This window comes from bacterium, assembly GCA_008933615.1.
Taxonomy (GTDB): Bacteria; CLD3; CLD3; order SB21; family SB21; genus SB21.
The window spans coordinates 16,713-43,467 of record WBUR01000016.1; the positions used below are offsets into that span (position 1 = coordinate 16,713).

General features: G+C 43.4%; 25 protein-coding genes. 16 read left to right on the forward strand and 9 right to left on the reverse strand.

The genetic code is table 11. The features are described from left to right. Nucleotides 1-2 precede the first annotated feature (2 nt). From F9K33_07500 to F9K33_07545, 10 genes are all read left to right on the forward strand, one after another. Complete coding sequence (locus F9K33_07500; protein ID KAB2879833.1) at nucleotides 3-974, forward strand: PEGA domain-containing protein; 972 nt, start codon at nucleotides 3-5, stop codon at nucleotides 972-974. Between the two features lie 47 nt (nucleotides 975-1,021). Beyond that, nucleotides 1,022-5,284 (forward strand): T9SS type A sorting domain-containing protein, encoded by a 4,263-nt coding sequence (locus F9K33_07505; GenBank protein KAB2879834.1) that lies wholly within the window; start codon nucleotides 1,022-1,024, stop codon nucleotides 5,282-5,284. Between the two features lie 267 nt (nucleotides 5,285-5,551). Further along, nucleotides 5,552-5,794 carry a hypothetical protein gene (locus F9K33_07510; protein KAB2879835.1) on the forward strand — a complete coding sequence of 81 codons (243 nt, stop codon included), beginning with the start codon at nucleotides 5,552-5,554 and terminating at the stop codon, nucleotides 5,792-5,794. Between the two features lie 9 nt (nucleotides 5,795-5,803). Beyond that, nucleotides 5,804-6,418 (forward strand): hypothetical protein, encoded by a 615-nt coding sequence (locus F9K33_07515; GenBank protein ID KAB2879836.1) that lies wholly within the window; start codon nucleotides 5,804-5,806, stop codon nucleotides 6,416-6,418. A gap of 96 nt (nucleotides 6,419-6,514) precedes the next feature. Further along, a complete protein-coding gene (locus F9K33_07520; protein KAB2879837.1) occupies nucleotides 6,515-8,551 on the forward strand; it encodes a T9SS type A sorting domain-containing protein in 2,037 nt (678 codons plus the stop codon). A 179-nt stretch (nucleotides 8,552-8,730) separates the two neighbouring features. After that, entirely contained in the window at nucleotides 8,731-9,510 is a 780-nt protein-coding gene (locus F9K33_07525) for an enoyl-CoA hydratase (GenBank protein ID KAB2879838.1), read from the forward strand. A gap of 194 nt (nucleotides 9,511-9,704) precedes the next feature. Beyond that, nucleotides 9,705-10,424 (forward strand): tRNA (guanosine(46)-N7)-methyltransferase TrmB, encoded by a 720-nt coding sequence (trmB, locus tag F9K33_07530; protein KAB2879839.1) that lies wholly within the window; start codon nucleotides 9,705-9,707, stop codon nucleotides 10,422-10,424. A gap of 20 nt (nucleotides 10,425-10,444) precedes the next feature. After that, entirely contained in the window at nucleotides 10,445-11,098 is a 654-nt protein-coding gene (locus tag F9K33_07535) for an adenylate kinase (protein KAB2879840.1), read from the forward strand. Between the two features lie 39 nt (nucleotides 11,099-11,137). Then, entirely contained in the window at nucleotides 11,138-11,563 is a 426-nt protein-coding gene (locus F9K33_07540; protein ID KAB2879841.1) for a hypothetical protein, read from the forward strand. Then, nucleotides 11,563-11,754, forward strand: a complete 192-nt coding sequence (locus F9K33_07545) for a CDGSH iron-sulfur domain-containing protein (protein ID KAB2879842.1) — start codon at nucleotides 11,563-11,565, stop codon at nucleotides 11,752-11,754. Before F9K33_07540 ends, F9K33_07545 begins: the two co-directional genes overlap by 1 nt. A 53-nt stretch (nucleotides 11,755-11,807) precedes the next feature. Here F9K33_07545 and F9K33_07550 read toward each other — a convergent pair whose 3' ends face one another. Next, nucleotides 11,808-13,415 (reverse strand): peptide chain release factor 3, encoded by a 1,608-nt coding sequence (locus F9K33_07550; GenBank protein ID KAB2879843.1) that lies wholly within the window; start codon nucleotides 13,413-13,415, stop codon nucleotides 11,808-11,810. A 157-nt stretch (nucleotides 13,416-13,572) separates the two neighbouring features. Here F9K33_07550 and F9K33_07555 point away from each other — a divergent pair, with 157 nt between their 5' ends. Beyond that, nucleotides 13,573-14,811 carry an alkaline phosphatase family protein gene (locus tag F9K33_07555; GenBank protein KAB2879844.1) on the forward strand — a complete coding sequence of 413 codons (1,239 nt, stop codon included), beginning with the start codon at nucleotides 13,573-13,575 and terminating at the stop codon, nucleotides 14,809-14,811. A gap of 4 nt (nucleotides 14,812-14,815) precedes the next feature. Continuing rightward, the gene (locus F9K33_07560) at nucleotides 14,816-15,646 is read left to right on the forward strand and encodes a polysaccharide deacetylase family protein (GenBank protein ID KAB2879845.1); all 831 of its coding nucleotides are present in this window, start codon (nucleotides 14,816-14,818) and stop codon (nucleotides 15,644-15,646) included. Here the strand turns inward: F9K33_07560 and F9K33_07565 are convergent. From F9K33_07565 to efp, 3 genes are read right to left on the reverse strand one after another with little or no spacing between them, the layout of a single operon-like run. Next, nucleotides 15,643-17,217 (reverse strand): HAMP domain-containing histidine kinase, encoded by a 1,575-nt coding sequence (locus F9K33_07565; protein KAB2879846.1) that lies wholly within the window; start codon nucleotides 17,215-17,217, stop codon nucleotides 15,643-15,645. The genes F9K33_07560 and F9K33_07565 overlap by 4 nt on opposite strands. Nucleotides 17,218-17,249: 32 nt before the next feature. Continuing rightward, nucleotides 17,250-17,777 carry an acetyl-CoA carboxylase biotin carboxyl carrier protein gene (gene accB / locus F9K33_07570; protein KAB2879847.1) on the reverse strand — a complete coding sequence of 176 codons (528 nt, stop codon included), beginning with the start codon at nucleotides 17,775-17,777 and terminating at the stop codon, nucleotides 17,250-17,252. A gap of 35 nt (nucleotides 17,778-17,812) precedes the next feature. Beyond that, nucleotides 17,813-18,376: an elongation factor P gene (efp, locus tag F9K33_07575; protein ID KAB2879848.1), complete on the reverse strand. Its 564-nt coding sequence runs from the start codon at nucleotides 18,374-18,376 to the stop codon at nucleotides 17,813-17,815. Between the two features lie 185 nt (nucleotides 18,377-18,561). On the opposite strand from efp, the gene F9K33_07580 reads away from it, so the two are divergent. Beyond that, nucleotides 18,562-18,894 (forward strand): glycoside hydrolase, encoded by a 333-nt coding sequence (locus F9K33_07580; protein KAB2879849.1) that lies wholly within the window; start codon nucleotides 18,562-18,564, stop codon nucleotides 18,892-18,894. Nucleotide 18,895: 1 nt separating this feature from the next. Here F9K33_07580 and F9K33_07585 read toward each other — a convergent pair whose 3' ends face one another. From F9K33_07585 to F9K33_07595, 3 genes are all read right to left on the reverse strand, one after another. Then, nucleotides 18,896-19,183 (reverse strand): hypothetical protein, encoded by a 288-nt coding sequence (locus F9K33_07585; GenBank protein ID KAB2879850.1) that lies wholly within the window; start codon nucleotides 19,181-19,183, stop codon nucleotides 18,896-18,898. Nucleotides 19,184-19,258: 75 nt separating this feature from the next. After that, complete coding sequence (locus F9K33_07590) at nucleotides 19,259-20,365, reverse strand: hypothetical protein (GenBank protein KAB2879851.1); 1,107 nt, start codon at nucleotides 20,363-20,365, stop codon at nucleotides 19,259-19,261. 35 nt (nucleotides 20,366-20,400) lie between these two features. Next, on the reverse strand, nucleotides 20,401-21,156 hold the full coding sequence (locus F9K33_07595) for a sigma-70 family RNA polymerase sigma factor (GenBank protein KAB2879852.1): 756 nt from the start codon (nucleotides 21,154-21,156) through the stop codon (nucleotides 20,401-20,403). 251 nt (nucleotides 21,157-21,407) lie between these two features. Between F9K33_07595 and F9K33_07600 the strand changes: the two genes are divergently transcribed. The 3 genes from F9K33_07600 (at nucleotide 21,408) to F9K33_07610 (ending at nucleotide 24,700) form a co-directional block, all read left to right on the forward strand. Continuing rightward, on the forward strand, nucleotides 21,408-22,376 hold the full coding sequence (locus F9K33_07600) for an NAD(P)H-quinone oxidoreductase (protein ID KAB2879883.1): 969 nt from the start codon (nucleotides 21,408-21,410) through the stop codon (nucleotides 22,374-22,376). 148 nt (nucleotides 22,377-22,524) lie between these two features. After that, a complete protein-coding gene (locus F9K33_07605; protein ID KAB2879853.1) occupies nucleotides 22,525-23,352 on the forward strand; it encodes an HAD-IIB family hydrolase in 828 nt (275 codons plus the stop codon). 40 nt (nucleotides 23,353-23,392) lie between these two features. Continuing rightward, nucleotides 23,393-24,700: a glycerate kinase gene (locus F9K33_07610; GenBank protein KAB2879854.1), complete on the forward strand. Its 1,308-nt coding sequence runs from the start codon at nucleotides 23,393-23,395 to the stop codon at nucleotides 24,698-24,700. Between the two features lie 66 nt (nucleotides 24,701-24,766). Here the strand turns inward: F9K33_07610 and F9K33_07615 are convergent, their stop codons facing one another. Together F9K33_07615 and F9K33_07620 are read right to left on the reverse strand one after the other, a co-directional pair. Next, nucleotides 24,767-25,456 (reverse strand): hypothetical protein, encoded by a 690-nt coding sequence (locus tag F9K33_07615; protein KAB2879855.1) that lies wholly within the window; start codon nucleotides 25,454-25,456, stop codon nucleotides 24,767-24,769. 18 nt (nucleotides 25,457-25,474) lie between these two features. Next, nucleotides 25,475-26,734 carry a glycosyl transferase family 2 gene (locus F9K33_07620; GenBank protein KAB2879856.1) on the reverse strand — a complete coding sequence of 420 codons (1,260 nt, stop codon included), beginning with the start codon at nucleotides 26,732-26,734 and terminating at the stop codon, nucleotides 25,475-25,477. Nucleotides 26,735-26,755 lie beyond the last annotated feature (21 nt).

The window sequence follows — 26,755 nt, forward strand, 5'->3', positions numbered from 1 at the left end:
TTATGAAACCATTACTGCTGTTACTTATGTTGGCGTTTGTTACGGCAAACGTTTTATCGCAGGGGAAGAAAACCACAGTTGCCGTGTTGGATTTCCAAAGCACAGGAGATCTTGATAAAAAAGAGGTAGCAACTCTAACCAATCGATTTCGCAATATTCTCGTCAAAACAAGAGCCTTCGAAGTCGTGGAACGTGAAAAAATGAATGAAGTTCTCAAAGCGCAGGACTTTAATATCTCCGACGCGTGCAATACTGCCGAATGCGCAGTGCAGGTGGGGCAATTGCTCGGCGTGCAGGCGATGATGGCCGGGGATCTCGGCAAGATTGGCGAAACATTTACGATTGATCTGCGGATGGTTGATGTAGCAACGGGTAAGATCCTGCAAACCCAGACAGAGGATTATGTAGGCAAGTTGGACGGACTTTTGGGCGTCATGCAATCGATGGCCAACGCCTTCGCAGGCACCGTCGAGACGCGTGTTGCCGTAAGAAAATTCAATCTGACCGTCACGACAGCCTTACCTGCGAACAGCAAGGGAGGCGATATTGGGATCTTCATAGACGGCCATCAAGCGGGACAGAATAAAGTAACGCAGTCGTTGGCGGAAGGAAAACATTCCTTGCTTGTCAAAACGGATTCGCCCGACTTTAATGAATTCAGACAAGATATCAATCTGACGGCGGATCAGAAGATCGAGGCCAAGCTCGAATTTTCTGAAAGTTACAAGATACGTATGGCGGGTGATGCAGCCAAAGCGGCAGCAACAAAAGAACTTGCTGCAAAAGAAAAAGCAGATCGGGAAAAGGCAAAGGCGCAGTCAGGGGATTCTAAAGGCGGCAGTAAGAAACTCTGGTACATCATTGGAGGTGCCGCAGTTCTAGGCGGAGGCGCCGCGGTACTTCTTGGTGGAGGCGGTGGAGGCGGTACAAAAAGCCTTAAGATCAATAACCCGGTATTACCGCCGAATCCATAATGAAACCACACTATAACGCTTAACTCTGCAATCGGAGGAACAGCATCATGAATAAAAAAATTATTTTACGAAGCATCCTGATCCCGTTCGCATTTTTATTTACAAACCTAAGCACCGTGGATGCGCAATGGAACAACGACCCAGCTCAGGGCCTTCCGGTCAGCACGGCCCTGTATGAACAAGGGTTCAAACAAATGACCAGTGACGGGGCCGATGGGGTTATCATCACTTGGCAGGATTCGTCATCAGCCAACGGTTTTGACATCCGCGCGCAGCGTTTTAACAACCTGGGCGTGGCGCAATGGGCTACCAACGGAATTATTGTTTGCAATGCTGCCGGGGATCAATTCAGACCGGACATCGTCAGCGACGGCTCCGGCGGCGCGATCATTACTTGGTATGATCAGAGAAACGGCACAACCAATTCAGATATTTATGCTCAGCAAGTTAGTAGTACCGGCTCACTCGCCTGGGCCGCAAACGGTGTGGCGATCTGCACCGCCGCAAATAACCAATTACTCCCGAATCTTGCCTCCGATAATAACGGCGGGGCCATCATTGCCTGGCAGGATTTTCGAAGCGCTACTACATACGACATTTACGCACAGCGAATAGGCAGCGCCGGAGCGGTGATGTGGAATGCGGACGGTGTCGTGGTATCAAATGCAGCCAGTAACCAAACAAATGTCGCTATAACTACAGACGGTTCTGCCGGTGCCATCATGGTGTGGAGTGATATACGAAACGGTAACAACGATATTTATGCGCAAAGATGTAACAGCTTAGGAAATGTCCAATGGACCGTAAACGGAGTGCCGGTTTGTTCAGAACCTGGAATTCAAATCAGTCATGTCATTAAGAGAGATGGATCAGGCGGCGCGTTTGTATGCTGGGCTGATGGCCGCGCCGATGTTAAGTATGACATTTATGCTCAGTATTTAAATTCGTCGGGTGTGAATCAATGGATAGTCGATGGAGCGGTTGTGGTTGCCGGTGCGAATCGGCAGCAAACGCCAAGATTGGAGACGGACGGGCAAGGAGGGATTATCGTAGCATGGCAGGACTCATCCGTGACCACCGGCTACGACATCCGTGCCCAGCGCTTGAGTGCCGCAGGGTCACCTCAATGGATCGCACAGGGTGTTGCTGTTTGCGCCGCGGCCAACGATCAAATCAATGTACGTATGGACGACGACGGGCGGGGCGGCATTATCGCGGTTTGGTCGGATAAACGGAACGGGACTGATTATAATATTTTTGCTCAGCGGATACTTGGAAACGGCACGCCGCATTGGGCGACCGATGGTGTAGTCATTTGTTCCGCGCCTAACGACCAGAATTTTTCCCGTCAGGTAAGCACCAGTCTGGCCGGCTCCATTATCAGTTGGAATGATAACCGAACGGATGCTTACGGTGATATTTACGCCGCCATGGTAGACAGCAACGGCGTTCTTGTAGGAGGTAATCGGTTGCAGGATTCACTTGCGCTAGTCGCTCTCTATGACAGCACGGGCGGACCGACATGGACGAATAAAACTAACTGGAAAACGAATAACCCCATCACTAATTGGGCCGGAGTGGGAGTGACTGGAGGAAGGGTTGTGTCGGTTGAATTAGACAACAACAATCTAGTTGGTTTCATTCCGTCAGCTATCGGAAATCTTACGGCGATGTATTATTTGCGCTTGGGTTTTAATCAAATTACCGGCCAGCTTCCAAATTCTTTTTCCAATCTCATTGGGCTTGAATATCTACTAATGGAAAATAATTTGCTCAATGGTGCGTTGTTTTCCTCGATCGGGTCGATGACAAATCTGAAACAGATCAGCCTTGAAAATAATGGTATCTCGGGAGCATTACCCCTCGAAATGGGTAATCTGACAAATGTATTTTATGTCAACATTAGCAATAATAATCTTACCGGTGCGATTCCGGCGTCATTTGGAAATTTGGGAAAACTTGAACAGTTATATTTGTTTGATAATTTATTAACCGGGGATTTACCCCCGCAAATCGTCAATGCTTCGAAAATCAAAGTATTATCTTTTGGCGCGAATAGGTTAACCGGACTTCCAAATCTCAACCCACTGGATTCATTACAATCGCTTTCCGTAGAGCTGAATCGTTTAACATTTGAAGACATCGAACCCAACTTAAGTGCCGCGAGTCAAACATTTAACTACTCCCCTCAAGACAGCATCGGCCTTTACAAAGATACGTCGATTGTACAAGGCAATAATTTAAATTTGTCGGTCACGGTTGGCGGGGCAAACAATCAGTACCAATGGTTCCGCAATGGAAACACGATCCCCGGCGCGACGTCCGATTCGTATTCTTATTCTGCAGCATCTGCGGCAGATACCGGCAATTATTATTGTCGAATTACGAACACACTTGCGACCGCTCTGACACTGTTCGGCCGGCGAACTAGGATTGCCGTGTTGGCCCTGCCCACCACGCCGGGAAGCCTTTCAGCCAATGCGGTATCCTCTTCGCAGATCAATCTGAGTTGGGGAGCGTCTTCTGATGTTACGAAGTACCGCATATTCCGATCCTTAACGTCGGGCACCGGTTTTGCCCAGATCGATTCCGTCAATGCGCCTGCCGGGAGCTATAATAACACAGGGCTCACAGCCTTTACAACTTATTTTTACCGCGTTGTTGCGGTGAATCAATACGGAGTATCACCCAATTCCAACGAAACCAGCGCTACGACAAATGCAACTGCGTTAGTGCTTGGTACTCCAAATTTATCCAATCCCTCACCGATTCCAAGCGCAGCCGTCACTGTGACCGTGACATGCAGTGGTACGAATCCGACGGTTAAGCTCTTTTATGGAAAGACATCGCAGGTAATCGGGGATTCTATTGCAATGACGTTTAACGGAACAAATTATAGCGGGACGATTCCAGGACCGTCCATCACACAAGAAGGTGTGTGGTATCGTATTCGAGCACAGAATATTGCAGGGGCTACATATTATCCAAGTGCGGCAGGGAAAGCTGGTATTCCGGTGACAATCAATGATCTGACTACTATATGGGATAACAGCCTCTACTATGGCGGCATTCCGGACAAGCAGTATTTTTCGATCGCGTTATCGATGGAGGGATCGTTGTCATTAGTTAGTTTGTGGGGCGCTCAGACGCTTGAAGACGGTGTGCCTACCAACTGGCGCGCCTGGCGATTTGATACCGGCTCACAGTCATTCCTTGATGTTTCAACGCTAACGGGGAATGAAGCATATTTTGTATTTCATCGTCGAGGTTCGCCTCAGGAAATATTTAATAGTGTCACCACGCCGAAAACCAATGACCCGCTCCTGTTCAATAATTTCGTTCTGAAGGGCGGTTGGAACTCGGTTCCATGGCCATACACTTTTCCAGCTAATTTGGTTGTCAAAGACGCTAACCAGGATTCCATCGGATCGGTGTGGAAATTATACGGTAATGCAGGATGGGAACAGGTCACGGAACTGAGATCATTCGGCGGCTATATGATATACAATAAGACAGGCGGCGATATCCTATTGGGCAACGTCGTCGGTTGGGCGCAGCTAACGCCGAAACGAAACGTTGATCGGAACGATGGTTGGCGGTTGCGATTTATCGCTGAATCAGGAGAATACCGCGATTCGTATAATTTTGCCGGCGTGGATCAGGATTATCAAACGCTGAGCGAACCCGAGCCTTTGAATATGGACAAGAGCGTCGCTTTACATTTCAAACAAAATGCAGCGGCTTTATCGAGCGATATCCGATCTATTAGTGAAGACGGACATGTTTGGGAAATGGTTATTCACAATACAACCGGCAATGATAAATCGAAATTGATCTGGGACATGCAGCAAGTTCCGCCGGATGTCAATGCGGTTCTCATCGATATCACAAACAATAAGATCATTGAACTGAGCGGCCACATCTTTGGTTACGATTATCGAAGCCAGAAACAGAACACATTCAAACTGGTTGCAGGTAAAGCGGAGTATGTAGCTAGCGAAGTGAAAAAAATCCGTGCAGAACTTCCGGATGAATTTCGTTTAACCCAGAATTACCCGAATCCATTCAATCCGGAAACACGAATCCGGTTTGATGTGGCCAGATCGGGAAATGTGAAATTAAAAGTATACAACATTCTCGGACAAGAGATAATCACGCTGGTTAATGGTTATTATGAAACAGGGAGGAATTACTCGGTTAACTGGAATGGGAAAGACCAATTAGGCCGCCCGGTTGCAAGCGGGCTGTATATTTACAGATTGGAGGCCGGCAAGATCGCGAAAACAAAGAAGATGTTGCTGGTTAAATAGTCCCCATTTCATATCGATTCTATTCCCTTCACAAAACTAAAAGTGAGGGGAATTTTTTATTTGATAAACAATTCACAATATATTATATTTAAATATGTCGGAGGAACGGAGACTGCAGGATTGACTTAATGGTCGTTTCTGCAATGGTCGAATATGGTGTTTTAGCCAAATTTGAAATCCTATACTTACAGCGGCTACCGTATTGTCCTGCGTTCTTCCATAAATAGATTATGTAATTAAAAACGCCTAACCCTTGAGCAGGGTTCCATGAAAAAGTCAGAAGCGGCGTTTGACTCTGCGGAGAATCCCCGTTTCGGAGAACAGGGTTTGTGGGCCCTTCACGAATACCATTACCTCCCGTATACCCATTTATTTTGTAATGTACAATCGACCGATCATGAATCCGCGATCAGTCCGAATACGCCGGCACGCGACGAGAGGTGGCCTGATTTGCAACATGTATTCAAAGACAAAATAAATGTCAAAAGATTTACAAGAATTCATACATAAAGGAGCGCGATGATGAAATCTATATTTCCAGTAATCTTGATACTGATCTTAACAGCGGATTCTTCTGCCCAGGAAAAGAAGATCACTGTCGCAGTACTGGATTTCCGCGCGCTGACCATTTTGAAACAAGAGGAAATCGTGGCGTTAACCAGCAAGTTCCGCGCCTCACTTGCCGAAACAAAAAAATTTACTATGCTCGAACGCGCTGATATGGAAGTGATTCTAAAAGAACAGGATTTTTCGTTGAGCGATGTGTGTAACACGGCCGAGTGCGCCGTCCAAGTAGGGCAATTACTTGCAGCTGAAAAAATAATCACCGGCGATCTGGGGAAAGTTGGTCAATCGTATACGGTAACTGTTCGCATCATAGATGTGTCGACGGGGAAGGTGGAGCAAACAGCAAGTGAGGAATATAAAGGCGTCAGTGAAGGATTGATCCATACATTTGATGTATTAGCCCAAAAACTCACGGGTATCTACCGCAAGAATAACACCGTTTGGTATATATTGGGAGGAGCCGCCATTGCCGGCAGCAGTGCGGTAACAGTGTCGTTGCTCTTTGGAGGGAAAAACGGAACGAGTAAGCATGTCGGCATTCCTCCCGAAACACCGCAGGTACCTTAAAAAAAACGTGAATGACATGAGTTCTCGTAATGAAACAAAATATGTTCACCGCGCCAGGCTTTATGGCGGCTGTGGCATAAAGAGGAGATCAGTAAAATGTTACGTACTCTATTGTTTCTTCTGACGGTAACCAGCACGTTGTATGGGCAGATGGCTACCGAACCCACAGCCCAACCAACAAACCTTATATTCTCAAATATCGGTTATACAAAAATGACATTAAGTTTTACGCCATCTGTTGGGGGAGCGGATGGTTACATTGTTCTAAAATTCAAAGCATCATCTCCGCCCGCTGGTATTCCAGAAGATGGCCAAGATTATGGCGAAGGTTCTTGGTGGGTGTGGCGACAAGGAGCATCAACCAGTCTAAATGATTCTAACTTAGATATTGGTGCGACTTACACATATGAGATTTTTGCCTACAACGGCTCAGGCAATACGATTAACTATTTAACAACCTCACCGCTGATCGGTACTCAAGCGACCATGGTCGACTCGGAAGCTCCAAGCATAGGTACTGTTAGTGTAAACCCTTACCCAGCGACGTATCCAGGTCATGTTGTTGTTACGGCAACGATCACAGATAACTACTCTGTCTGGACAACTTTACTGGATTACCGAAATGGCACGGAGACAAGTTTTGAAAATACTGTCGGCGTGTGGAACAGAACCGGCGACTTGTTTTCTTTTATTATTCCTGAGTCAGGGGTGACTAAGCAGGGGCTATTTTATCGCATCAGAACATCAGATATTTCAGGCAACATTGAATCGATGATGGGCTCGATCCCGGTTTTTTTTTCTGAGGGCACGGTATCCACATTGTCCCCCGAAGGAGGCGCTTATCCGATCGGTTTTCCGTCGGACCAATGGCGAATGTTTTCCATACCGCTCAAATTGGACAATGGCTCTGTGTCATCCGTTCTTGCCGATTTTGGCGAATCGGGGAACTCCTCGTGGAGACTTTTTGACGGAAGTAATGAAGTGCGTTCTACTGACCAGTTTAAGTTGGGTCAATCATTTTGGTTCAAGCAAATTATTTTTCCAGCCGGTAAACAGATCGCATTAGGCTCTGGAAGAACGGCTTCAGTGGCGGATGGAATTATAACACTCCGCCCAGGCTGGAATCAAATTGCTAATCCATTTACTTTTTCGATTGATTGGGCTTTGGACACTGACGCGGGAAATAATGTGAACATCAAAGGCCCGATCGCCTATGATGGTAGCAAGTATATTGGCATCGGCCAAACCAGTGGAGATAATACACCGTTCACAGAACTCAAACCGTGGGATGGATATTGGGTCTACAATGCTGCAACAACCAACCAAATCTTAACAATCGATCCGTCCGGCGCCATTGGGGCCGCTAAGTCTTTACAACAATCATTCGCCGATGCCGACTGGCGTGTGCAGATTACCGTTAGAAATGACAAGTATGAGGACCAGTTCAACTATGTTGGAGCGGCTGTCGATGCGTCGGATGACGACGACCGGTATGACTTACCGGAATTACCAACGATTGGCGATTTTGTCAGTGTTTCATTTGACCACAAAAAGTCCGGAAAGACAATGCAGAACACTATTGATTACTGTACTATTGGAAAAAAAGGCTACTCATGGGATATGCAGGTCGCCTCCAATCTATCAGGTGAAAACGTTCTGTCATGGATGCCGGATCGAGTTCCTCAGGGATTCATCATTCGCATGATGAATGTAAGTCGTCATGAGATGGTGGAAGGGAATGAGTATCGTTTCAGAAGCGAAAACATGCATTATCCAGTACGATTCAAAGTTTGGATCGGCACTGAAGAATATGTTACCAAAATGACGGCAAGTTTTGAAAATGAACTCCCAAACTCGTTTGAGCTTCATGCGAATTACCCGAATCCATTCAATCCGGAAACACGAATCCGGTTTGATGTGGCCAGATCGGGAAATGTGAAATTAAAAGTATACAACATTCTCGGACAAGAGATAATCACGCTGGTTAATGGTTATTATGAAACAGGGAGGAATTACTCTGTTAATTGGAACGGAAAAGACCAATTAGGTCGCCCGGTTGCAAGCGGGCTGTATATTTACAGATTGGAGGCAGGCAAGATCGCGAAAACAAAGAAGATGTTGCTGGTTAAATAGGCAGAGGTAAAACCCAAGGCGGCAAACATGTAAGAGACGTGTCACATTTTCCATGAAGATCTATTTTTGATTCCCTCGTTTACATTCAAGCGAGGGAATTTATTTTTTAGGTTTGATTTAAGTTGAGCAAATGATATATTTTGCATGAAAAGTCATTTATTATGGAAAGGAGATTGCACATGCCTTATCAATTCCTGCAGCTAGAAATTGCCGATAAAATTGCGGTCGTATCGCTTAATAATCCGCCCGGCAATAGTTTAAAAATGCCCCTGCTTCAGGAGCTCGATAAGATGTTGGATGAACTTCACACTAATGCAGCCGTTAAGGTAATTATTATTACCGGCGCCGGCAAAATGTTTGCCAGCGGCGCAGACATTGACGAAATATCAAAACTCACATCAAAGGATCTGGCAAAGGAAATGTCGGCCTTCGGACAAAAAGTATTCTTGAAATTGGAGAACGGACCTAAGCCCGTCATCGCCGCAATCAACGGGTTTTGCCTTGGCGGTGGATTGGAACTGGCGATGAGTTGTCATATTCGAATCGCGTCCGACCGAGCGCTGATGGGCTTGCCTGAGATCGCCCTTGGAATTATTCCGGGCTTCGGCGGCACGCAAAGGCTTCCACGTATCGTCGGGCTGAGTAAAGCAACTGAAATGATTCTAAGCGCGGATCAGGTTCGTGCGGAAGAAGCCCTGGCGATCGGTTTGGTGAATAAAGTGGTTTCCAAGGATACCTTACTCGACGATGCTAAGAAAGTTGCTATGAAAATGGTTTCCAAAAGCGGCATGGCCATGTCGCGCGCATTGAAATCCATTGCAAACGGAAGTCAGGTTGACATCGTTAAGGCCATGGATGTTGAGTCGACGTGTTTTGGTGAACTATACGGAACCCACGACATGAAAGAAGGCGTTTCGGCATTTCTTGAAAAGAGAAAAGCCGATTTTCAGGACAAATAATTTATTTATGTGCTTATCGGGTTTACTCACATACGTCATGGTGAGCCCTTCGGCAGGGCTCAGGACAGGCTTGTCGAACCATGACCAAGTTTAGTAAAATCAGTCTTCGACTTCGCTCAGACTGAAGTGTTCTCTTCCATTTGTGAGTCAACCAGATAAGCACGTTTATTTATCATACGAAGTAGTTTTTATAATTGAATACCTATATCATTGACTGGCACAAAGAGGAGGTTAAGCGCCTTATTCAGGAGGGTGTTCCTGTTGACTGGCAGGATGTATTTGAAAATAAGTATCCGCTGGATCTGGAGATAGGAATCGGTAACGGAAGTTTTTTGGTTCCTTTTGCGAAGGATCACCCTGACCGAAATATGGTAGGCATTGAGATTGAGGGTGTCTATCTGAAAAAGGCGAACAAAAAGCTGATCAAGCAGGCCATTTCTAATGCACGGTTACTTATCGGCGATGCTAAATTCCTCACGTGGAAATTGTTTGCCGACGAAAGTATTGAAGATGTATATATCAATTATCCCGATCCGTGGTTTAAAAAACGGCACAAAAAACGCCGTCTGATCAATCCGATCTCTTTGCGTTTGCTTGCGTTAAAAATGCGTTCCATTCTGACTATTGCAACCGATGATGAAGAATATCGGGATTGGGTGATCGCAAGTATTAAAGAGACGCAATGCTTTGAGCCGATGCTTCAGAAAATATTTGTGACTGAATTGGAAAATTATTATCCGACTAAATATGAAAAAAAATGGAAAGATCAGGGAAAACCGGTTTTTTATATGAAGTTCAGAAAAAATCAAAATCCTGAAATAGACTGGGCGGAATATATCGAAACACAAAACTTACAATTTACGCTCAATAAAGTCATGGGTCATCATCATAGGATGAAATCTGCGAAGAGCTAATTTGAATAGGAGACAGGATCATGCGATTATTACTACTGGGAGCGCCGGGAGTAGGAAAAGGGACTCAGGCCAGAAAACTGGTTGACACTTTTAATATTCCTCAGATATCAACCGGAGACATGCTGCGTGAAGCGATCAAGAACAACAGTCCGCTGGGCATAGAGGCAAAAACTTATATGGACGACGGCCGGCTCGTTCCGGACAGACTAATTATCGCGCTGGTTGAAGAAAGGCTTAAAACAGACGATGCTCAGAAAGGTTTTATATTAGACGGTTTCCCGCGAACATTACCTCAGGCCGAAGCGCTTGAGCATTCGTTGCACAAGATGCAAATTAAACTGGATGCGGTGATTGATTTTAATGTGCCTTACAAAAATCTCGTAGAGCGGCTCGCAAACCGTCTTGTGTGCAGAAGTTGCGGAACGGTGTATAACGTAGTTACTCACCCTCCAAAAAAAGAAAAAGTCTGCGACGTTTGCGGAGGAGAAATCTATCAACGTTCCGACGATACGCGCGAGGCAATAGAAAATCGGTTAAAAGTATATGAGCATGAAACGGCGCCTTTGCGGGATTTTTATAAATCGCTTGGTAAACTAACCTACCTTAACGGGGAACGCTCTGAAGAACAGGTTTATGATGATATTATGGCAATTATTCGTCCTCCAAAAAAGTAATTGATAATGCCGTTAATAGTTTGAAGTCGGGATGTTATTATGATCCAGCGTGATTTTATCATGCGCATGACTGAGATGCTCGCAAAGGCGCTTGCAAAAATCTTACTGTTAAAAGAAAATAAAGAATACGATAAGGCGCTGAATGAAATTGATATCACCGGCAAAGAGTTGCTCGGCGATTATTATCAAATCATCAAAAATTTATCCGATACCGATCTTGTCAAATGGTTGTCTTCAGGCGGATATAATGATTCCGAAAAATGCATTTTGTTGTCCAAATTGTTAATGGCCGAAGGAGAGGTTTTTGAGTTGATGGGTGAAAATAGACGCGGCTTCATTCGTTACCTGCAATCACTGAATTTGTTAAATGAAGCTGTAGCTCAGGACGATAAAATCAAAAGCGAGGAAAATTTAGAAATGATGAAATACCTCATGAATAAAACAGTCAATGGAAGGACAAAGTAATGTCAGAAAATAAAGTTGAAATAAAGTTTGCTAAGAATGGACCCATCTTGGTAAAAGGCGAATGTGAAATGGTTGATTCGGAAGGAAAAAAAATTGCGGCCAAAGAATCTTTTGCATTATGCCGCTGCGGGGGTTCCAAAAATAAACCATTCTGCGACGGTACTCATAAGACAAACGGATTTCAGGGGTGACGCGGATCGGCAGTTGATTATATTTTCGTTATTAGTACGAATCCTCGTTAATCTTAAGCGACAATCAGATCGTCTTTGTAGGAAAGTTTTGAAAGTGGAACTGTGGGATTCTTTTCCATAAAGTAATTGCAGGACCACTCATCACCGAACAAAATGGCCGTTTGATGGGAGGTATCTTCAGCTAATACCGCTCCTGTCGGCAAATAAAGTTTTGATAATGTTTTATCGCCGATTTCAGGTGAAACCCAACGAACCAGTTTCCAGTTGGTTGGTTCCAGTCTGCATTCCGCCCCGTATTCACTTTCCAAACGAAATTGTACTACTTCAAATTGCAGCGGGCCGACTGCGGCCAAAAGGGGAGTCTTTTCATAGGAGTTCTTGATATAAAAACTTTGGACCACGCCTTCCTGCAGCAATTGATCCAATCCCTCGCGGAATCGCTTAAATTTAGACGAATTCGGATTGTGCAGAAATACAAAACTTTCGGGAGGAAATCGAGGAATTTCCATATAAACGATGGCTGGATCTTCTGTTAACGTATCCCCGATACCGAAATCAGAATGTCCCACCAGTCCTACGATATCTCCGGGAAACGCGTCGTCGACTGTTTTACGCTGCTGACCGAATAACTTTGTGGAATTTGACAAGCGTACTTTCTTTTTAGTCCGCGAATGGGTGACCAGCATATCGCGGGTGAATCGGCCGGAACATATTCTCATAAATGCGATGCGGTCACGGTGCCGAGGATCCATATTTGCCTGAATCTTAAAAATGAAACCTGAGAAAATTTCATTTTCCGGATCGATTGTCATTGAACCGGCACTGCGCGGAGCAGGGGAACCTGCATGCGCAAGAAAACCGTCGAGCAGAAGCTGTACGCCAAAGTTGTTTGCCGCACTGCCAAAATAAACGGGCGTTTGATTACCGGTCAAAACCCCGCCGGGATCAAAAGAATGTCCCGCCGTATCCAGCATTTCCAATTCCTCAGCCACGGCATTATACGTGTTAACATTCATTTGGTTTTTCACCAGAGGATCTGAAAAATCAAATATGGAAACCGGCGCCTGATAAGCCCCGCCGATAGTTCGTTCGAACACATGAATTTCTTTCTTTTGCCGATCCAGCACGCCTCGAAAATCAATACCTGTTCCAAGCGGCCAATTCATAGGGTATGCGCCAATTCCCAAAACATTTTCCAAATCGTCTATCAACGCCAACGGGTCTAAAGTCGGGCGGTCTAATTTATTCATGAAGGTGAATATCGGTATGGCTCTGCGGCGGCATACCTCGAAGAGTTTCCGCGTTTGAGTTTCAATTCCCTTTGCTGCATCGATAACCATTACTACGGCATCCACGGCCGTTAAAACACGGTAAGTATCTTCAGAAAAATCCTGATGTCCCGGTGTGTCAAGAAGATTGATCTTATAACCCTGATAATCAAATTGCAGCACAGTGGAACTGATCGAAATGCCGCGTTGCTTTTCCAGCTCCATCCAGTCGGAACGGGAGGATCGTTGGTTTTTCCTTGCTGTGACTGATCCGGCTAATTGGACGGCGCCGCCATAGAGAAGAAATTTTTCAGTCAGCGTCGTTTTACCGGCGTCAGGATGTGAGATAATGGCAAAAGTTCGCCGTCGTTTTATTTCATCGCTTGTTTTCATTATTTACACTTAAAAAACGTTTCCTTGCATAATGGGCGCAATTATAAGCAAAAAGGCGGAATGAATCAAACTGTAAATTATACAAAATAAACCTTGTGCAATTTTTTAGAAAAAGTGTACATTGTAGCGTTTGAATTGTAACTGCAATCAATGAGGAATGGAAATGGCGAAAATTCGAGTACTTATTTTATTGTTTGTTTCTTGCGGATGCGCGTCAGCGCCATCATCCCAGAACACCTATTCGGACAGCAAGCCCACCGTCATTCTCATTTCATTTGACGGTTTTCGTTGGGATTATATGGAGAAAACCGATACGCCCAATTTACACCGCCTTGCTGCGAATGGTGTACGAGCAAAAAGAATGATCCCGTCTTTTCCATCAAAAACATTTCCAAATCATTATACGCTCGTAACGGGATTATACCCCGAAAATCACGGCATTGTTTCCAACCGTATGTGGGATCCGAAACTCAACAAAGCGTTCGTATATAAAGATAGCCTCAATAATCTTGAAAGTGTTTGGTGGGGAGGCGAGCCAATCTGGTCGACAGCCGTTAAGCAGGGGCAGCTTAGCGCAACTTTCTTTTGGCCGGGTTCGGAAGCGGAAATCGGTAACACGCGACCGACTTATTTTAGACCGTATGAAGGGAAAACACCGGATTCATCACGCGTTGACCAAGTCTTGCAATGGCTCGATCTTCCGGTGGAGCAGCGGCCGACATTGATCACTCTTTATTTCAGCCTTACCGATGAAATAGGACATAAATATGGCCCGGAATCAAAAGAGATTTTATCAGCAATCCGCGCGATGGATACGGTGGCGGGGCGGCTCATTGGAGGTTTAAAAGCGCGCAGCCTGTTTAACAAGGTGAATATTATCGTTACGGCCGATCATGGATTTGCAACGGTCAGTGCGGACAGTCTTATTTTTCTGGATGATTACATCGATATGAGTAGCGTTAACGCAATCATGGAATCCCCCGTGGTAGGTTTACGCAGCAAGGACGGAGATAATCAGAAACTATTTGATATCATGGCTAATGCACATACGCACATGCATGCATACAATAAGGATAATATGCCTCCCCGCTTTCATTATTCTAAAAATGACCGAATTTCTCCGGTGGTTCTAGTAGCCGACGAAGGATGGTCCATTACCACAAAAAGTTATCTTAATAAATACAAAGATTATCAATTTGGCGGAAACCATGGATTTGATAATGAATTGCTTTGCATGGGCGCAATATTCGTAGCGCACGGCCCAGCCTTTAAGAAAGGGTATTTGGCCGAGCCCTTCCAGAATATCCATGTATACGAACTCATGGCTCATATACTTGGCTTAAACCCTGCCCCAAACGACGGATCTTTTGACGCTGTAAAAAATATGTTAAAGTAGACAGATGAATTTGCATTCGGTAGTTAAGTATTATTTTGTTTTAATTTTGTTTCTTAGTGCCGGATGTATTCAACCAAAAGATACCAACACTTTTTTTTCTCACACAATGAGCGAATGCAAGGATCGTATTGTAGTTCAATACGATATTGCGACATTCAGTGAAGAAAACTTTCCCGCACCACGGCTTCTGCTAAGAAAAGTACCTCCGAGTAAAACGCAAAAACCCATTGAAATTCAAAATGGCGATCGATTGTCCGGAAAGGTAGCTCTGACTTTTGATGCATGTTCCACGCTTCAGCCAAGCCGGTTTGACAGCGCCGTTGCGGAAATTCTTATTGCTGCACGAACGCCCGCTACGATATTTTTTGGCGGCAAGTGGGTTCTCGATCGCCCGAAAGATGCCGTGTTTCTCGCCTCAATACCTTTTTTTGAGATTGGCAACCACTCCTACCTTCACGGTCATTTAACTAAAGTATCGGACGATCGTTTGTATCACGAAATTTTATGGACGCAGGAAATTATCTATACGGTTACTGGCCGAATCCCCTCGGTATTCCGGCCTCCGTATCTGGAAAACAATAGCAGAGTTACTGATGCTGCAGGGCGTTTGGGGTTAAAAACGATTTGCGGAGACTTGCCATCCGGAGATCCGCACGAACTCGCCGGCAAACTGCGGCTCATCGACGGTATTAGATACCAAGTTCAAAGCGGTTCTATCATAATCATGCATATTAATAAAGGCGGGAAACACACAGCCGAAGCGCTTCCGGATATCATTCTATTACTAAAAAACATGGGATATGAACTGGTTACGGTTAGTCAATTGTTTGATTAAATTTGTTTTTGTTTGGGCAGCGCAAAATAGAACGTCGTTCCAAATCCCGGCTTACTCTTGAACCAAATCTGGCCCCCATGCAATTCAATTATGTATTTGGCGGTATACAAACCCAACCCCGTTCCGGATGCCGTATCCGAATTGACTTGCCTTGCATACTTTTGAAAAATGTGAGGCTGAAGTTCATGAGGAATTCCTCCTCCGCTGTCTTTGATTCGAACCTGTGTCTTATCATTTTGATCTTCAATTTCGATCGAAATGGTCGAATCTGTTGGTGAAAATCTAATCGCATTGCTTAAAAGATTGTCCATAACGCGGCGAATTTTAATTGCATCACAGTTGATCTGAAAATCAGCATCTGTAAATTTCACAAAAAAATTGATATTTTTTCTAATCGCCGTTGGCCGCTGAAGTTGTATACGCTCTTTAATTAACTCTCTAAGGTCGGTTAATTGGAAAGTAAGAGTGGATTGGCCTGCAATCAATTTCGATTCTTCCAATTGGTTCTGCACCATATTTCTAAGCTCACCCGCGCTTCTTTGAATTATATCGACAAATTTTTTCTGTTGCGTTGTGAGCGTCGCGCCCGCCATATCCTTCGCAAGGACAGCGCACGACTGTTTAATATTATCAAGCGGGCTTTTGAAGTCATGTACCAGTTTATTAAAAAAATCGGATTTTAGTTTTTCAACTTCTTCGAGTTGCTGTATCATACGGTTAAAGGCGTTCCCGAGATTATTCAATTCCGCAAAATTCCTGATTTCCAGTTTTCGGTCAAACGTGCCTAACCCAACGCTCTGTGTAGCAATTGTGATTTGTTCGATACTTTTCATGATTTTACGAACATCAAATATTGCCGCGATAATCAAAACGATCAAAAATGAAAAAACGACATAGGTGAAAACTGAAATGAGTTCGCTAAATCTGCTGAGAGTCTCAGTTTTTGAAAGAGTATGGAGCACGGCTACTTTCTCAAAATTGCGTAATACATGCCTTGCGGAGTCTATCGAAGGAATGATTTCTTCGTCCATCGGCTTTATAGCTTTTTTTCTGTCTTTCTGAACCGTATTTCGTTTTTCAAATTCAATTTTCGTTGAGAGAACAGTTGTCAAATTTTGTATCGTTTCGATGAGCCGAGTCTCTTTTTCATAAGGGATCGGTTCGTAAGACGCAGGGTCAGTAACTCCTGTAGCTGCGGCGATTGCGGCAAAAAAACGTATTGTCGCATTCTCCAACATCTTCGGATTAAGTTCAAATTGACTGATATATACGAGAGCGGTCATACTGTCGCAATAGCGGCGTATAGCTAAAATCTCTTTCGCTGCTAACTCGGATTCTCGAATCAGTTCTTTACGTTCCGAAATGGTGCTAAGCAACAGCGCTTTGTTTTGCAAATGGTCAAAACTCGCCCCAAGCTTATCTACGTAGTGAGTCTTTGTGAAATCAGTTTTTGAGATGGAATCCAGAAGGGTGTCGCGCAGTGCCGTTTGATAGAAGATGTAAACTGCCGCCACGATGCAAAAAAGAAGCGCAGCAATGTATCCGCCGTATATCTTTGTGCGGAGGGTCATGAAAAGGGGCCTTGCGGGGAAGGGTCAGGAAACTATGCTTTATCTAATAGGAATAACGTTTGGTTATATTCGACCGGTTGTCCTATCTCAACAAGGATCTTAACTACCTTGCCTGTTACTTCACTTTCAATTTCGTTCATAATTTTCATGGCCTCAATAATGCAGAGAGTTTGTCCCGGTTTTACTGATGAACCGATTTCCACGTATGGATCCGCATCAGGAGCGGGGGAACGGTAGAAGGTTCCGACAATGGGCGACTTGATCTCAATAAAATTTCCCGATTCCACGAAGTCTTTGGGACGTTCCGCATGGGACTTTTCTATAGTTTCTTTGCTTTCGAACTGCACGGATTGAGGAATCTGAGGTGGTTGTGATTGTGTATATTGAACCGGTTGGTGTTGTGACTGCGGAACGAATGTCATTGCCGTCATGCCGTTATTCTTGCTGATCCGGATTTTGAGGCGGCCTTTTGTTTTACTCTGATCTTGTTCAATCTCTATTTCGCTGACATTGCTCTCATCAACCATTTTGATAAGGCTTTTAAGATCTTTTAGGTCCATTATCTCCGCTCTCCATCTGATGGGTTAAAACAAAATTATTTAGCCACCCGTTCAAGATAATCACCCGTTCGGGTATCAATCTTGACCATGTCGCCTTCATTTATGAAAAAGGGTACATTAACGGTCGCGCCGCTTTCAAGTTCCGCCGGTTTCGATCCGCCGGTCACAGTGTCGCCTCTTACACCGGGAGCTGTACTTACAACTTTTAACTCGACGGTGATGGGCATTTCAATGCTGACCGCATTACCTTCATAAAACAAAATTTTTGGTGTAATGCCTTCTTTCATGAAATTGGCAGCTTCACCAACGGTCTCGTTTGGAATTCCAACCTGTTCAAATGACTGATTATCCATAAAATGCATCATGCTTCCGTCATTGTAGAGGAACTGCATTTCTTTGCTTTCAGCACGAACCTCTTCCAATTTGTCATGAGAACGAAACGTCTTTTCAATAACTCTGCCTGTTTTGACGTTTTTTAGCTTAGCGACAACAAATGCGCGCCAATTACCGGGGTTGCGATGCTGGAATTCCGTAACAACATACAAATTCCCGTCCATAAGAATGGTCATCCCTGTTCTGAAATCTGAAACACCTGCCATTTAAGTTGTACAATTCTTCATGTGATAAAAAATGATTATTTAGTCCTGAAAAGGTTTGCCAAGGTAAAAACTCTGCCCAATAAAGTCAAGTTTTTTTAAAGTTACACTGACTTCGTAATCAGAATACCATTGTTTCTCGCTTTTTTTTTAATTATAATAAAATATTCAAAAGGAGGGTTTTCGAGATGTTCACATTTAATGCCAAAACAAAAAAAGCAGTGTTTCAATTAGAGTTACCAGAAGCACATTCGGTCAGCCTTTTAGGTGATTTTAATGAGTGGGATCATACGAAAAACGCCATGAAAAAAAGCAAAAATGGGATTTGGAAGGCAGAGATCAAACTTGCGCCCGGGGAATACCAGTTTTTGTATTTTGCAGATGAAAGCAAATGGCTAACGGATGATCAATGCCCCCGTACAACAAGCGAGGTAGGAACGGAAAATTCAATTGCGCTCATCGAAGAAACAAAGCCTGTTAGAACAGCAGCTAAGAAAGTTCGCGCTACGAAAAAGAAATAGTTTATTGATTAACGTACTGCCGGAAGGTCTTCCTGAAATTTTCTGGTGTGGGCAGTTGTGTGATAGGAGACCTCGTGCTGAGTTTGGATATGGATTTGGCTCCTTCGGCGTCAATTGCGTAACGGTTTCCCGATTTGAACGCCTTCTTTCTGTTGACTAGTCTTTCAAGTTCGTTCTTCAAAATATCCAGATTACGATCTGTTTCTGAGATACCGATTCGTTTAGCGATGATGTTTAAAGAAGCCGGTGCGTAATTTAGACCGTATTTTAGTATCATATATTCAATCAAGGTATTGCCCTCATTTCGTTGTTTGTTTATAAGTAAATAACGTGGATCAAATTACCTGAGTAAAAACGCGAGTACTTAAAAATAAAAAGTATGGTATACGGTTTGATCTCCTAATTTTGGGTCTATTTCAGCAAACCGAACGGTCTTAATTTGGAGCATGACCCTGTCCGCCAGGTCTTCACTAAAACTATTATATGTTACCTTAACATCTTTGACCATGCCTCTGGATGAAATCTGAAATTTCATTGAGATCCGGCCGTTCTTTTTCTGGCTGTTTTTCTTATAAATATTAAAGCAATTGTATATGCGATGGTCATTTTGTGCAATAATGCGTTGAACATCTCCGATTGGCCTGAGTTCGCCGCTATATCTGCTCACACTGAGGCGGCTTTCTTTTGTGTTAACGGCAACCGGAGCGTGCTGAATGATCCTTCGCTGTAAATCCACATACACAGTTTGAGAAGGCTTGGCTGCATTAGATATGTTTGTATTCATCGCGGCGGAACTCGGTTTCACTTTAGTCGCGGCGACCATTTTTTTCTCATTTACGGCATCGTTGGATTTCATTACGTTTTGAGTCAAGTTAGCGAAATCCTCATCAGAATATTTTCTTACTGTCTTTAAAGCTCTTAGCAATTCCGAGCTGTTATCACCGTTATGAACGCTCTCAACATGATTTTTCGTATCGAGTTTCATAGCATTTAGCTCCATCACTTCCACGGAAGCAAGGTACGGCGGGTGAACTGCAATGGAGTAGGTGAGAACCGTATTGGCGACAATCGGTTCAACGGTTGTCTTAATGAATCTTACAGGCTTTAGGATTGCCCAGTTTAGTGCAAATCCGGCATACTTTGCAGCATTTTCAAAATGCCTTTTGATCACATCTTTGATCTTTTCGTGAATGTTTTTTTCCAGTTCAATACTTAGGTTTAACCGCTCTTCGGCAAGTGCATAATTGAACTTCGCAGATAAGAGAACCTGAATATTTTCCCGCAATTCGAGTTTTTCTTCAAAAGTATTACATTGTTCTAAAAAATGATCCACCATAGGCTCGATCTTCAGTGGATCAAGTTTTTTCACGATTCCATTAGTGGACTGTTCATCCATTTCGCGAACAAACTCAGAAAAGAGTTTTTCGGGCTTATCGAATGCAGGTATTTTCTTTCCCTGATTGTTACTCATCGTGTGAGTCCTTTTTAACTTTGCCAGTGAGACATCTATTTGACCGAGACCCGAATATTCAAGTTCTTTATCTGAGACAAGGTGGTTGAATTCAAGTATTCCGGGTATCGTTTATTCAGAAATTTCTTAAAACTCTTTATCGTCCGATTTAGCCGGGCTCTTACGGCGTCCTGAGTATTGCCAACTAAATTAGCTATGTTTTTTGTATGCAAGTTCTGTAAATACAGCAAAAAAACTTCTCTGTCTTCTTTCGTCTTAAGGGATTGTACAAAAACTATCACGATTCGTTCAAATTCTTTTAGCTCAAATTCAATATCCGGTTCCCTGCAATCTGAACTAAGAGAATAGGATTCAGCTGTATCGTCAAAGCCAAGAGTTTTGCCGTTATACTTTTGGGTTTCACGGACATAACGGACGAAATGCTTGTTGGTGATATTATAAATCCAGGTTGAAACTTCGAACTTAGGGTTGTACTCTTTTAGATTTTCGATAACATCGCAAAACGTATTTTGAATTATGTCTTCGATAATATACTTTTCTTGCTCTTCACCGGCGTATCTATTTTTATTAAGTTTATATTTTACATATAAATAAAGTCTTTTTTTATAACGATTCCATAACTCCACTATTGATTTTTCGGCCAGTGTTTTATCGCTCAAAGCAAAACGAACCAGTTCCCTCTCCGATGTTGCGCTCAATACGGTCATATGGGAAACCGAAGATCTGGAATGCGAATCAGGATGCTTAATCAATGACCTATGTTCGCTATTCTTTGTTTTTGTAATAGCCATACAATGCAATGCAAAAAATTTGAGTTATTTATCGTATATGGAATGGGCAGAAACTCATGAAATCTACAAAATAATACATTGGGTCGCTGTGACGTATATCACATACTGAAGTGAATTTTTACATAAAAAATAACAGAAATGCGATTGATAACAAAATTTACAAATATTCAGGTTTGAGTCAACAAAAAAACCTTTAAAAAAGACGGCGGTTTCCTTAAATTCAAAAAAGGAATAAACAGTTGAGAGCAATAATAATTAAAGATGCCGGCAAAAGCAGCAGTTTGGAATGGACAGAAGTTCCGATGGTTAGACGCAAAGCCGGTGAAGTTATCGTAAAGGTACGTTCAACGGCTGTCAATCGGGCCGATCTGCTGCAACGTCGCGGTTTGTACCCGTCGCCGGATGGTGAATCAGAGATAATAGGACTTGAATGCGCTGGTGAAATTGTGGAAACCGGACCGGAAGTGACGAATTGCAAAGTTGGAGACCGGGTGTGCGCATTGCTTGCAGGAGGCGGGTATGCGGACTACATTAACATTCATCAGGATATGATTCTGCCGATTCCAACCAATCTGTCGTTTGATGAGGCTGCGGCTATTCCGGAGGCCTTTTATACTGCGTATTTGAATTTGTTCGATCTGGGCGAACTCAAGCCAGGTGAAACGTGTTTGATCTATTCCGGTGGAAGTGGTGTTGGAACTGCCGCGATTCAAATTGCAAAATTTGCCAAAGCCACTGTTCTTACAACAGCAGGAAGCCCTGAAAAAATGAGAAGGTGTATAGAACTTGGCGCAGATCATGTTTTTGATTATAAAGAAGATCAATTAATAAGCAAAATCAAACAGTTGACCAAAGTCACCGGTGTCGATCTCATTTTGGACACTGTCGGTGCGAAATATTCTGCAAATAACATCGATTTATTGGGGTATCGTGGGCGCTTGATCTTAATTGGGCTTTTGAGTGGTTCAGTAGCAGCAGTAGATTTGAGTCAAGTATTGAAGAAGAATATTCTGATACGGGGCAGTACTTTACGTAACCGGCCGATTCGGGAAAAAATTATATTAACTCAACAAATAAAATCCTTTGTTTTGCCTCTATTCGAAGATGGAGTTTTAAAACCGGTAATTGATTCCGTTTATCCGATTCAGCAGATCGAAGATGCGCATCAGCGTATGTTGGGAAATAAGAATTTCGGCAAGATCGTTATTTCCGTGGGTTAGTTAAAATAACCGGATTACGATTTCTTACCCTAGGCTTGCCGGTACGAAGCCTTAGGTAAATTGGTTTACTGAGAAATTTTATCTAATTCGGACAGATATTCCAAGATTTATTGTTATATTGCAGTTATTGTTAATTCAATTTTGTAAGATGTTTCGAAAAAACAAAACATTGCCGGTCGTTATTTTTACTGATTTAGACGGGACATTGCTTAATTATTATGACTATTCCTATCGTGATGCACTGCCCATCATAGCGCGTATTCGCGAGCAATCAATCCCGCTCATTATTTGTACCAGTAAAACCCGACACGAAGTTCTTGACTTTCGAAAAGAATTAAACATAGAGGATCCGTTTATCACTGAAAACGGCGGCGGTATTTTTTTTCAAAAAAACCATGAGCATGAGGTTTTCAACGAGAGTGATTACTATGAGGGTTATCGGCTGATACGGTTGGGTAAATATTATTCGGAAATCCGCGCGTTTTTTATAGAGCTAAAAAAAAGTTTTGCTATCACCGGTTTCGGCGATATGGGCGTAAGCGCCATTCAAAATTTGACCGGTTTGTCAATGGATCAGGCGACCAAAGCGAAACGTAGAGAGTTTACCGAACCGTTTATTTTTGAGTCCGAACAAGACGTTTTTCTTGTAGATCAAATGGCTAGGCAAAAAGGATTTAAAGTCGTTCAAGGAGGGCGATTTTATCACTTGATCGGTTCTGAACAGGATAAAAGTGTAGCAGTCGAGCGCGTCATTCAGATCTACGAAAATATGTTTCAGTCAAAGATTATATCAATCGGCGCGGGCGACAGCATGAATGACTACGGCATGCTGAAGGTCGTTCAATATCCGGTATTCATTCCGCATCCGGATGGAAAATTTGAATCGATGGATATTCCCAATCTAATCAAAGCGCCTTATGCCGGCAGCAAAGGTTGGAATGCGGCAATCGAAATGGTTTTAAACTCGATAAAATAAGACAGACTGTACATGAATACTAAAAACATAAAATAATCAGATGAATTATAAAAACACAGCCAGAGAGATATTTACCGCAGCTTTTCAATCAGTATTACCCGCACAACTCATTAATGAATCCGTTCGTTTTGATGGACAATCACTGCGCATTCAAGAGCATGAATATCTGATACCGGCGCAAAGCCGTATTTTTATATTTGGTAGCGGTAAAGCGTCCGTAGCCATGGCCAATGTGCTTTATCAAATTCTGAGCGATCGCATTACCGGCGGAATGATGTTAGCCAGTGATCCCGGGCGGGACATTGGACCCATCCGTGTTTTAGAAAGCTCACACCCTGTTCCGACACAAAAAACACTAGACGCGACCAATCAATTGATAGCCGCAATGTCCGATTTGAGTGACAAGGATTTTTTTATTTATTTATTATCCGGTGGAAGCTCGGCAATTGTTGAAAAGCCAATTTCCCCGATTACTTTAGACGATTTTCAACATACAACATCTTTACTACTGCGTTCAGGTGCGCCTATTGACGAAATGAACATTGTTCGCAAACATCTGTCCATGGTTAAAGGCGGCCGACTAGTGCAATTATCGAGCGGTACTGGGCTGGTACTCGTTTTATCGGACGTAATCGGAGATGACCTATCTACTATCGGTTCGGCGCTTTTGTATAAGGATGATTCAACGTATCAGGATACTGTTACAATTTTAAATAAATATGATCTGATGCAAAAGGTTCCGGCCAATGTACTGGCGGTGATCGATCAAGGACTTGCCCGACAAATTCCTGAAACACCTAAAACAACTCATTCCAACATTATTCATCATATCATAGGCAATAATTATACCGCTTTAATTCGTGCGCAGGAGAAGGCGAATCAATTAGGTTTACCTGCGCATATTATGACTTCCCGGTTAGACGGCGAGGCGCGCGAAGCCGCTAAAGCAATCACAGCAATAGGAAAAGAAATTCACATATCCGGGAATCCGTTTTCTCCTCCGGTCTGCCTTATATTTGGCGGGGAAACAACCGTGACAGTGCGTGGAAAAGGAAAAGGCGGCCGCAATCAAGAATTATGCTTATCCGCTTTGAATGAATTTCGTTCTATGGCATTTCTCACTATTTTAAGCGCTGGTACGGACGGTATCGACGGCCAATGCGATGCAGCGGGAACAGCAGCCGATTGCGAGACATTTTGGAAAGCGCAAGAACTTCAACTCAATATCGACGAGTATTTGGCCGCCAATGATTCGTACAATTTTTTCAAGAAAACAAATGATCTAATTATGACCGGACCTACGGGAACGAATGTGGGAGATATAACACTGATGATCATTCATGAGTAGATTAGCCAGAACCCGCGCTATCTTGTTAGTATTAATAAGGCGTTGAACCGCGTTCTTTATCGGCGATCATAAATAATCGATTTCGTCTTTTTCGCCGTTGAGTCTTTTTTCCATGAATCCTTTTGCGAGATCCTTACCCCCCAACCCGAATGATATAGCCAAAGCCAGCACCACTCCACCAAATGTAATTGCGAATGTTACCAAAACCGTATCTTTTCCAATTCCCAGTTGTTCGAGTGCAACAGACAACGCAAAGAAAAATATCGCATACTTGGCGAAGCGGCTAATAATACCGGCCGTTTTTATTCCGGCATTGACACATGTGATTAACACGGCTCGTCCTATAAAATTACCAAGTAAATAACCGAAAAGCATTATCAATAAGGCCGTAAAGATATACGGAAGGTACAGAACCAAACGTTCTACTAATAATTGCACTGGCTTAAGTTTCATCGCCTGGAGAGAAATCAAAGTGAACAAAACGAACAAAGTCCAGCCGAAAATCTTTCCGATAATGCCCGATAAGGTATCTTTAATGCCTCCTTTAAGAAGCGCTTCGGGGATATTCAATTTCTGGGACACCCGATCTAATTTGCTAAACCTCAGAATTCTAGACAATAGTTTCGATAACAGGACGCTGAGAATAATCCCTAATATAAAAATAATGAAAGCGGACGTCAGTGTCGGTAAATACAGCAGAAAATTATTAAAATAAACCTCTATAGGTTCTATGATTAAATCATTCAACCAATCCATCTCGCACCTCCGATTAGGTTATGACCAGTGGTCGATAATATTTAATTTTTCTTTTTCAAAAGCCAAACAAAGTTGTTCCAATCGCTGTTCAACTTCATCGGCATTGCTATCCCAGACTTCCATGATAAATGAAGCCGTCCTGCCCAGGTATAAGGGTGTTAACGACTTCAATAAGTGCTCACGATGAATCACTTTGTTCTTAAATGCTAAGGCGAAGTTGAACACTATTTTTACCCAGACTTCATCTGAAAAATGAAAATCATTCTTCGATGCATGTTGCAGGCGGCTTAGAGTTGCTAATATATCATCCGGTAGAAACATTTCCCAAATTGGTCTGAGGTCTTTGACGCCCATGTTATATTTTTCGATCAGTCGGTCAACATTCACAGCGATTGGCTCAAGCCCGACGGCATATTGAAATCCGAAAGTCGGCACCGGTTTTGATTCGGTAACATTATGCCAAACCGGTATGTACTGCGCCATCAATTCAAACGTTGAATCAACTACTTGGAATAACATATTGCTCAGATCGACGCCGGGATCCTTGGCATCATGTATTTTGGCTCCCAAAAAGGATTGACATACTTTGAAGGAATTGGCGATCGCCGTGGTAGTCATCCAGATATCGATTCCAAACCGAGCTACGTCGCTTTCCCATACATCCTGTTTTAGAAAAAATTTTGCTAAGGAGCCTGAAAAACCAAATTCGCCGCCGATGGGCTGGCGAATCCGCTGTCCGTACAAAGCGCGTGTTAACGGATATACGATGCCGTTGGTAATCGTGCCGTCAAATTTATGGCGAAGATACATCGGCGCAACATAATCAAAATTTGACTCCAGTACCGGTTTTAACAATAACTCTATCCATTCAGGAGTAATGCTTCGCAAATCAGAATCGACCACGCAGCATGCTTTGACATTTAATCGTTTTGCCGTCTCAAATATGGTTCGGAATGCACTTCCTTTTCCAGGAATTCCGTGATAAGGTGTTGCAATTTTAAGAAAGGTTTTTGAAGAATGAGTGATTAAAAGCGTATCTGAGCTTTCGATGGTTGTATTTCTAACAACATCCATCGTCTGATCATTTGATCCTCCGTCGGAATTTAGCAGTACCGCTTTATAGTTCGGGAAATACTTTGCCAACCCGGCCTGCGTGGCGCGTGCAACATGCCCAATCGTTCCCGCGTTGTTGTAACTCGGAATGCCGACTAATATATCTGCAGAACCGATTCTCTCAACCTGCTCAACCAATGCCTTTTCTAATGAAATTTCTTTCATAACTTATCTGTTTTAAACAAA

Excerpts from the sequence above, each read along its gene's own strand:
- F9K33_07500 (KAB2879833.1), top strand. The coding sequence starts at position 3 with ATGAAACCATTACTGCTGTTACTTATGTTGGCGTTTGTTACGGCAAAC.
- F9K33_07505 (KAB2879834.1), top strand. The coding sequence starts at position 1,022 with ATGAATAAAAAAATTATTTTACGAAGCATCCTGATCCCGTTCGCATTT.
- F9K33_07510 (KAB2879835.1), top strand. The coding sequence starts at position 5,552 with ATGAAAAAGTCAGAAGCGGCGTTTGACTCTGCGGAGAATCCCCGTTTC.
- F9K33_07515 (KAB2879836.1), top strand. The coding sequence starts at position 5,804 with ATGATGAAATCTATATTTCCAGTAATCTTGATACTGATCTTAACAGCG.
- F9K33_07520 (KAB2879837.1), top strand. The coding sequence starts at position 6,515 with ATGTTACGTACTCTATTGTTTCTTCTGACGGTAACCAGCACGTTGTAT.
- F9K33_07525 (KAB2879838.1), top strand. The coding sequence starts at position 8,731 with ATGCCTTATCAATTCCTGCAGCTAGAAATTGCCGATAAAATTGCGGTC.
- F9K33_07535 (KAB2879840.1), top strand. The coding sequence starts at position 10,445 with ATGCGATTATTACTACTGGGAGCGCCGGGAGTAGGAAAAGGGACTCAG.
- F9K33_07540 (KAB2879841.1), top strand. The coding sequence starts at position 11,138 with ATGATCCAGCGTGATTTTATCATGCGCATGACTGAGATGCTCGCAAAG.
- F9K33_07545 (KAB2879842.1), top strand. The coding sequence starts at position 11,563 with ATGTCAGAAAATAAAGTTGAAATAAAGTTTGCTAAGAATGGACCCATC.
- F9K33_07550 (KAB2879843.1), bottom strand. The coding sequence starts at position 13,415 with ATGAAAACAAGCGATGAAATAAAACGACGGCGAACTTTTGCCATTATC.
- F9K33_07555 (KAB2879844.1), top strand. The coding sequence starts at position 13,573 with ATGGAAATGGCGAAAATTCGAGTACTTATTTTATTGTTTGTTTCTTGC.
- F9K33_07560 (KAB2879845.1), top strand. The coding sequence starts at position 14,816 with ATGAATTTGCATTCGGTAGTTAAGTATTATTTTGTTTTAATTTTGTTT.
- F9K33_07565 (KAB2879846.1), bottom strand. The coding sequence starts at position 17,217 with ATGACCCTCCGCACAAAGATATACGGCGGATACATTGCTGCGCTTCTT.
- accB (KAB2879847.1), bottom strand. The coding sequence starts at position 17,777 with ATGGACCTAAAAGATCTTAAAAGCCTTATCAAAATGGTTGATGAGAGC.
- efp (KAB2879848.1), bottom strand. The coding sequence starts at position 18,376 with ATGGCAGGTGTTTCAGATTTCAGAACAGGGATGACCATTCTTATGGAC.
- F9K33_07580 (KAB2879849.1), top strand. The coding sequence starts at position 18,562 with ATGTTCACATTTAATGCCAAAACAAAAAAAGCAGTGTTTCAATTAGAG.
- F9K33_07590 (KAB2879851.1), bottom strand. The coding sequence starts at position 20,365 with ATGAGTAACAATCAGGGAAAGAAAATACCTGCATTCGATAAGCCCGAA.
- F9K33_07595 (KAB2879852.1), bottom strand. The coding sequence starts at position 21,156 with ATGGCTATTACAAAAACAAAGAATAGCGAACATAGGTCATTGATTAAG.
- F9K33_07605 (KAB2879853.1), top strand. The coding sequence starts at position 22,525 with ATGTTTCGAAAAAACAAAACATTGCCGGTCGTTATTTTTACTGATTTA.
- F9K33_07610 (KAB2879854.1), top strand. The coding sequence starts at position 23,393 with ATGAATTATAAAAACACAGCCAGAGAGATATTTACCGCAGCTTTTCAA.
- F9K33_07615 (KAB2879855.1), bottom strand. The coding sequence starts at position 25,456 with ATGGATTGGTTGAATGATTTAATCATAGAACCTATAGAGGTTTATTTT.
- F9K33_07620 (KAB2879856.1), bottom strand. The coding sequence starts at position 26,734 with ATGAAAGAAATTTCATTAGAAAAGGCATTGGTTGAGCAGGTTGAGAGA.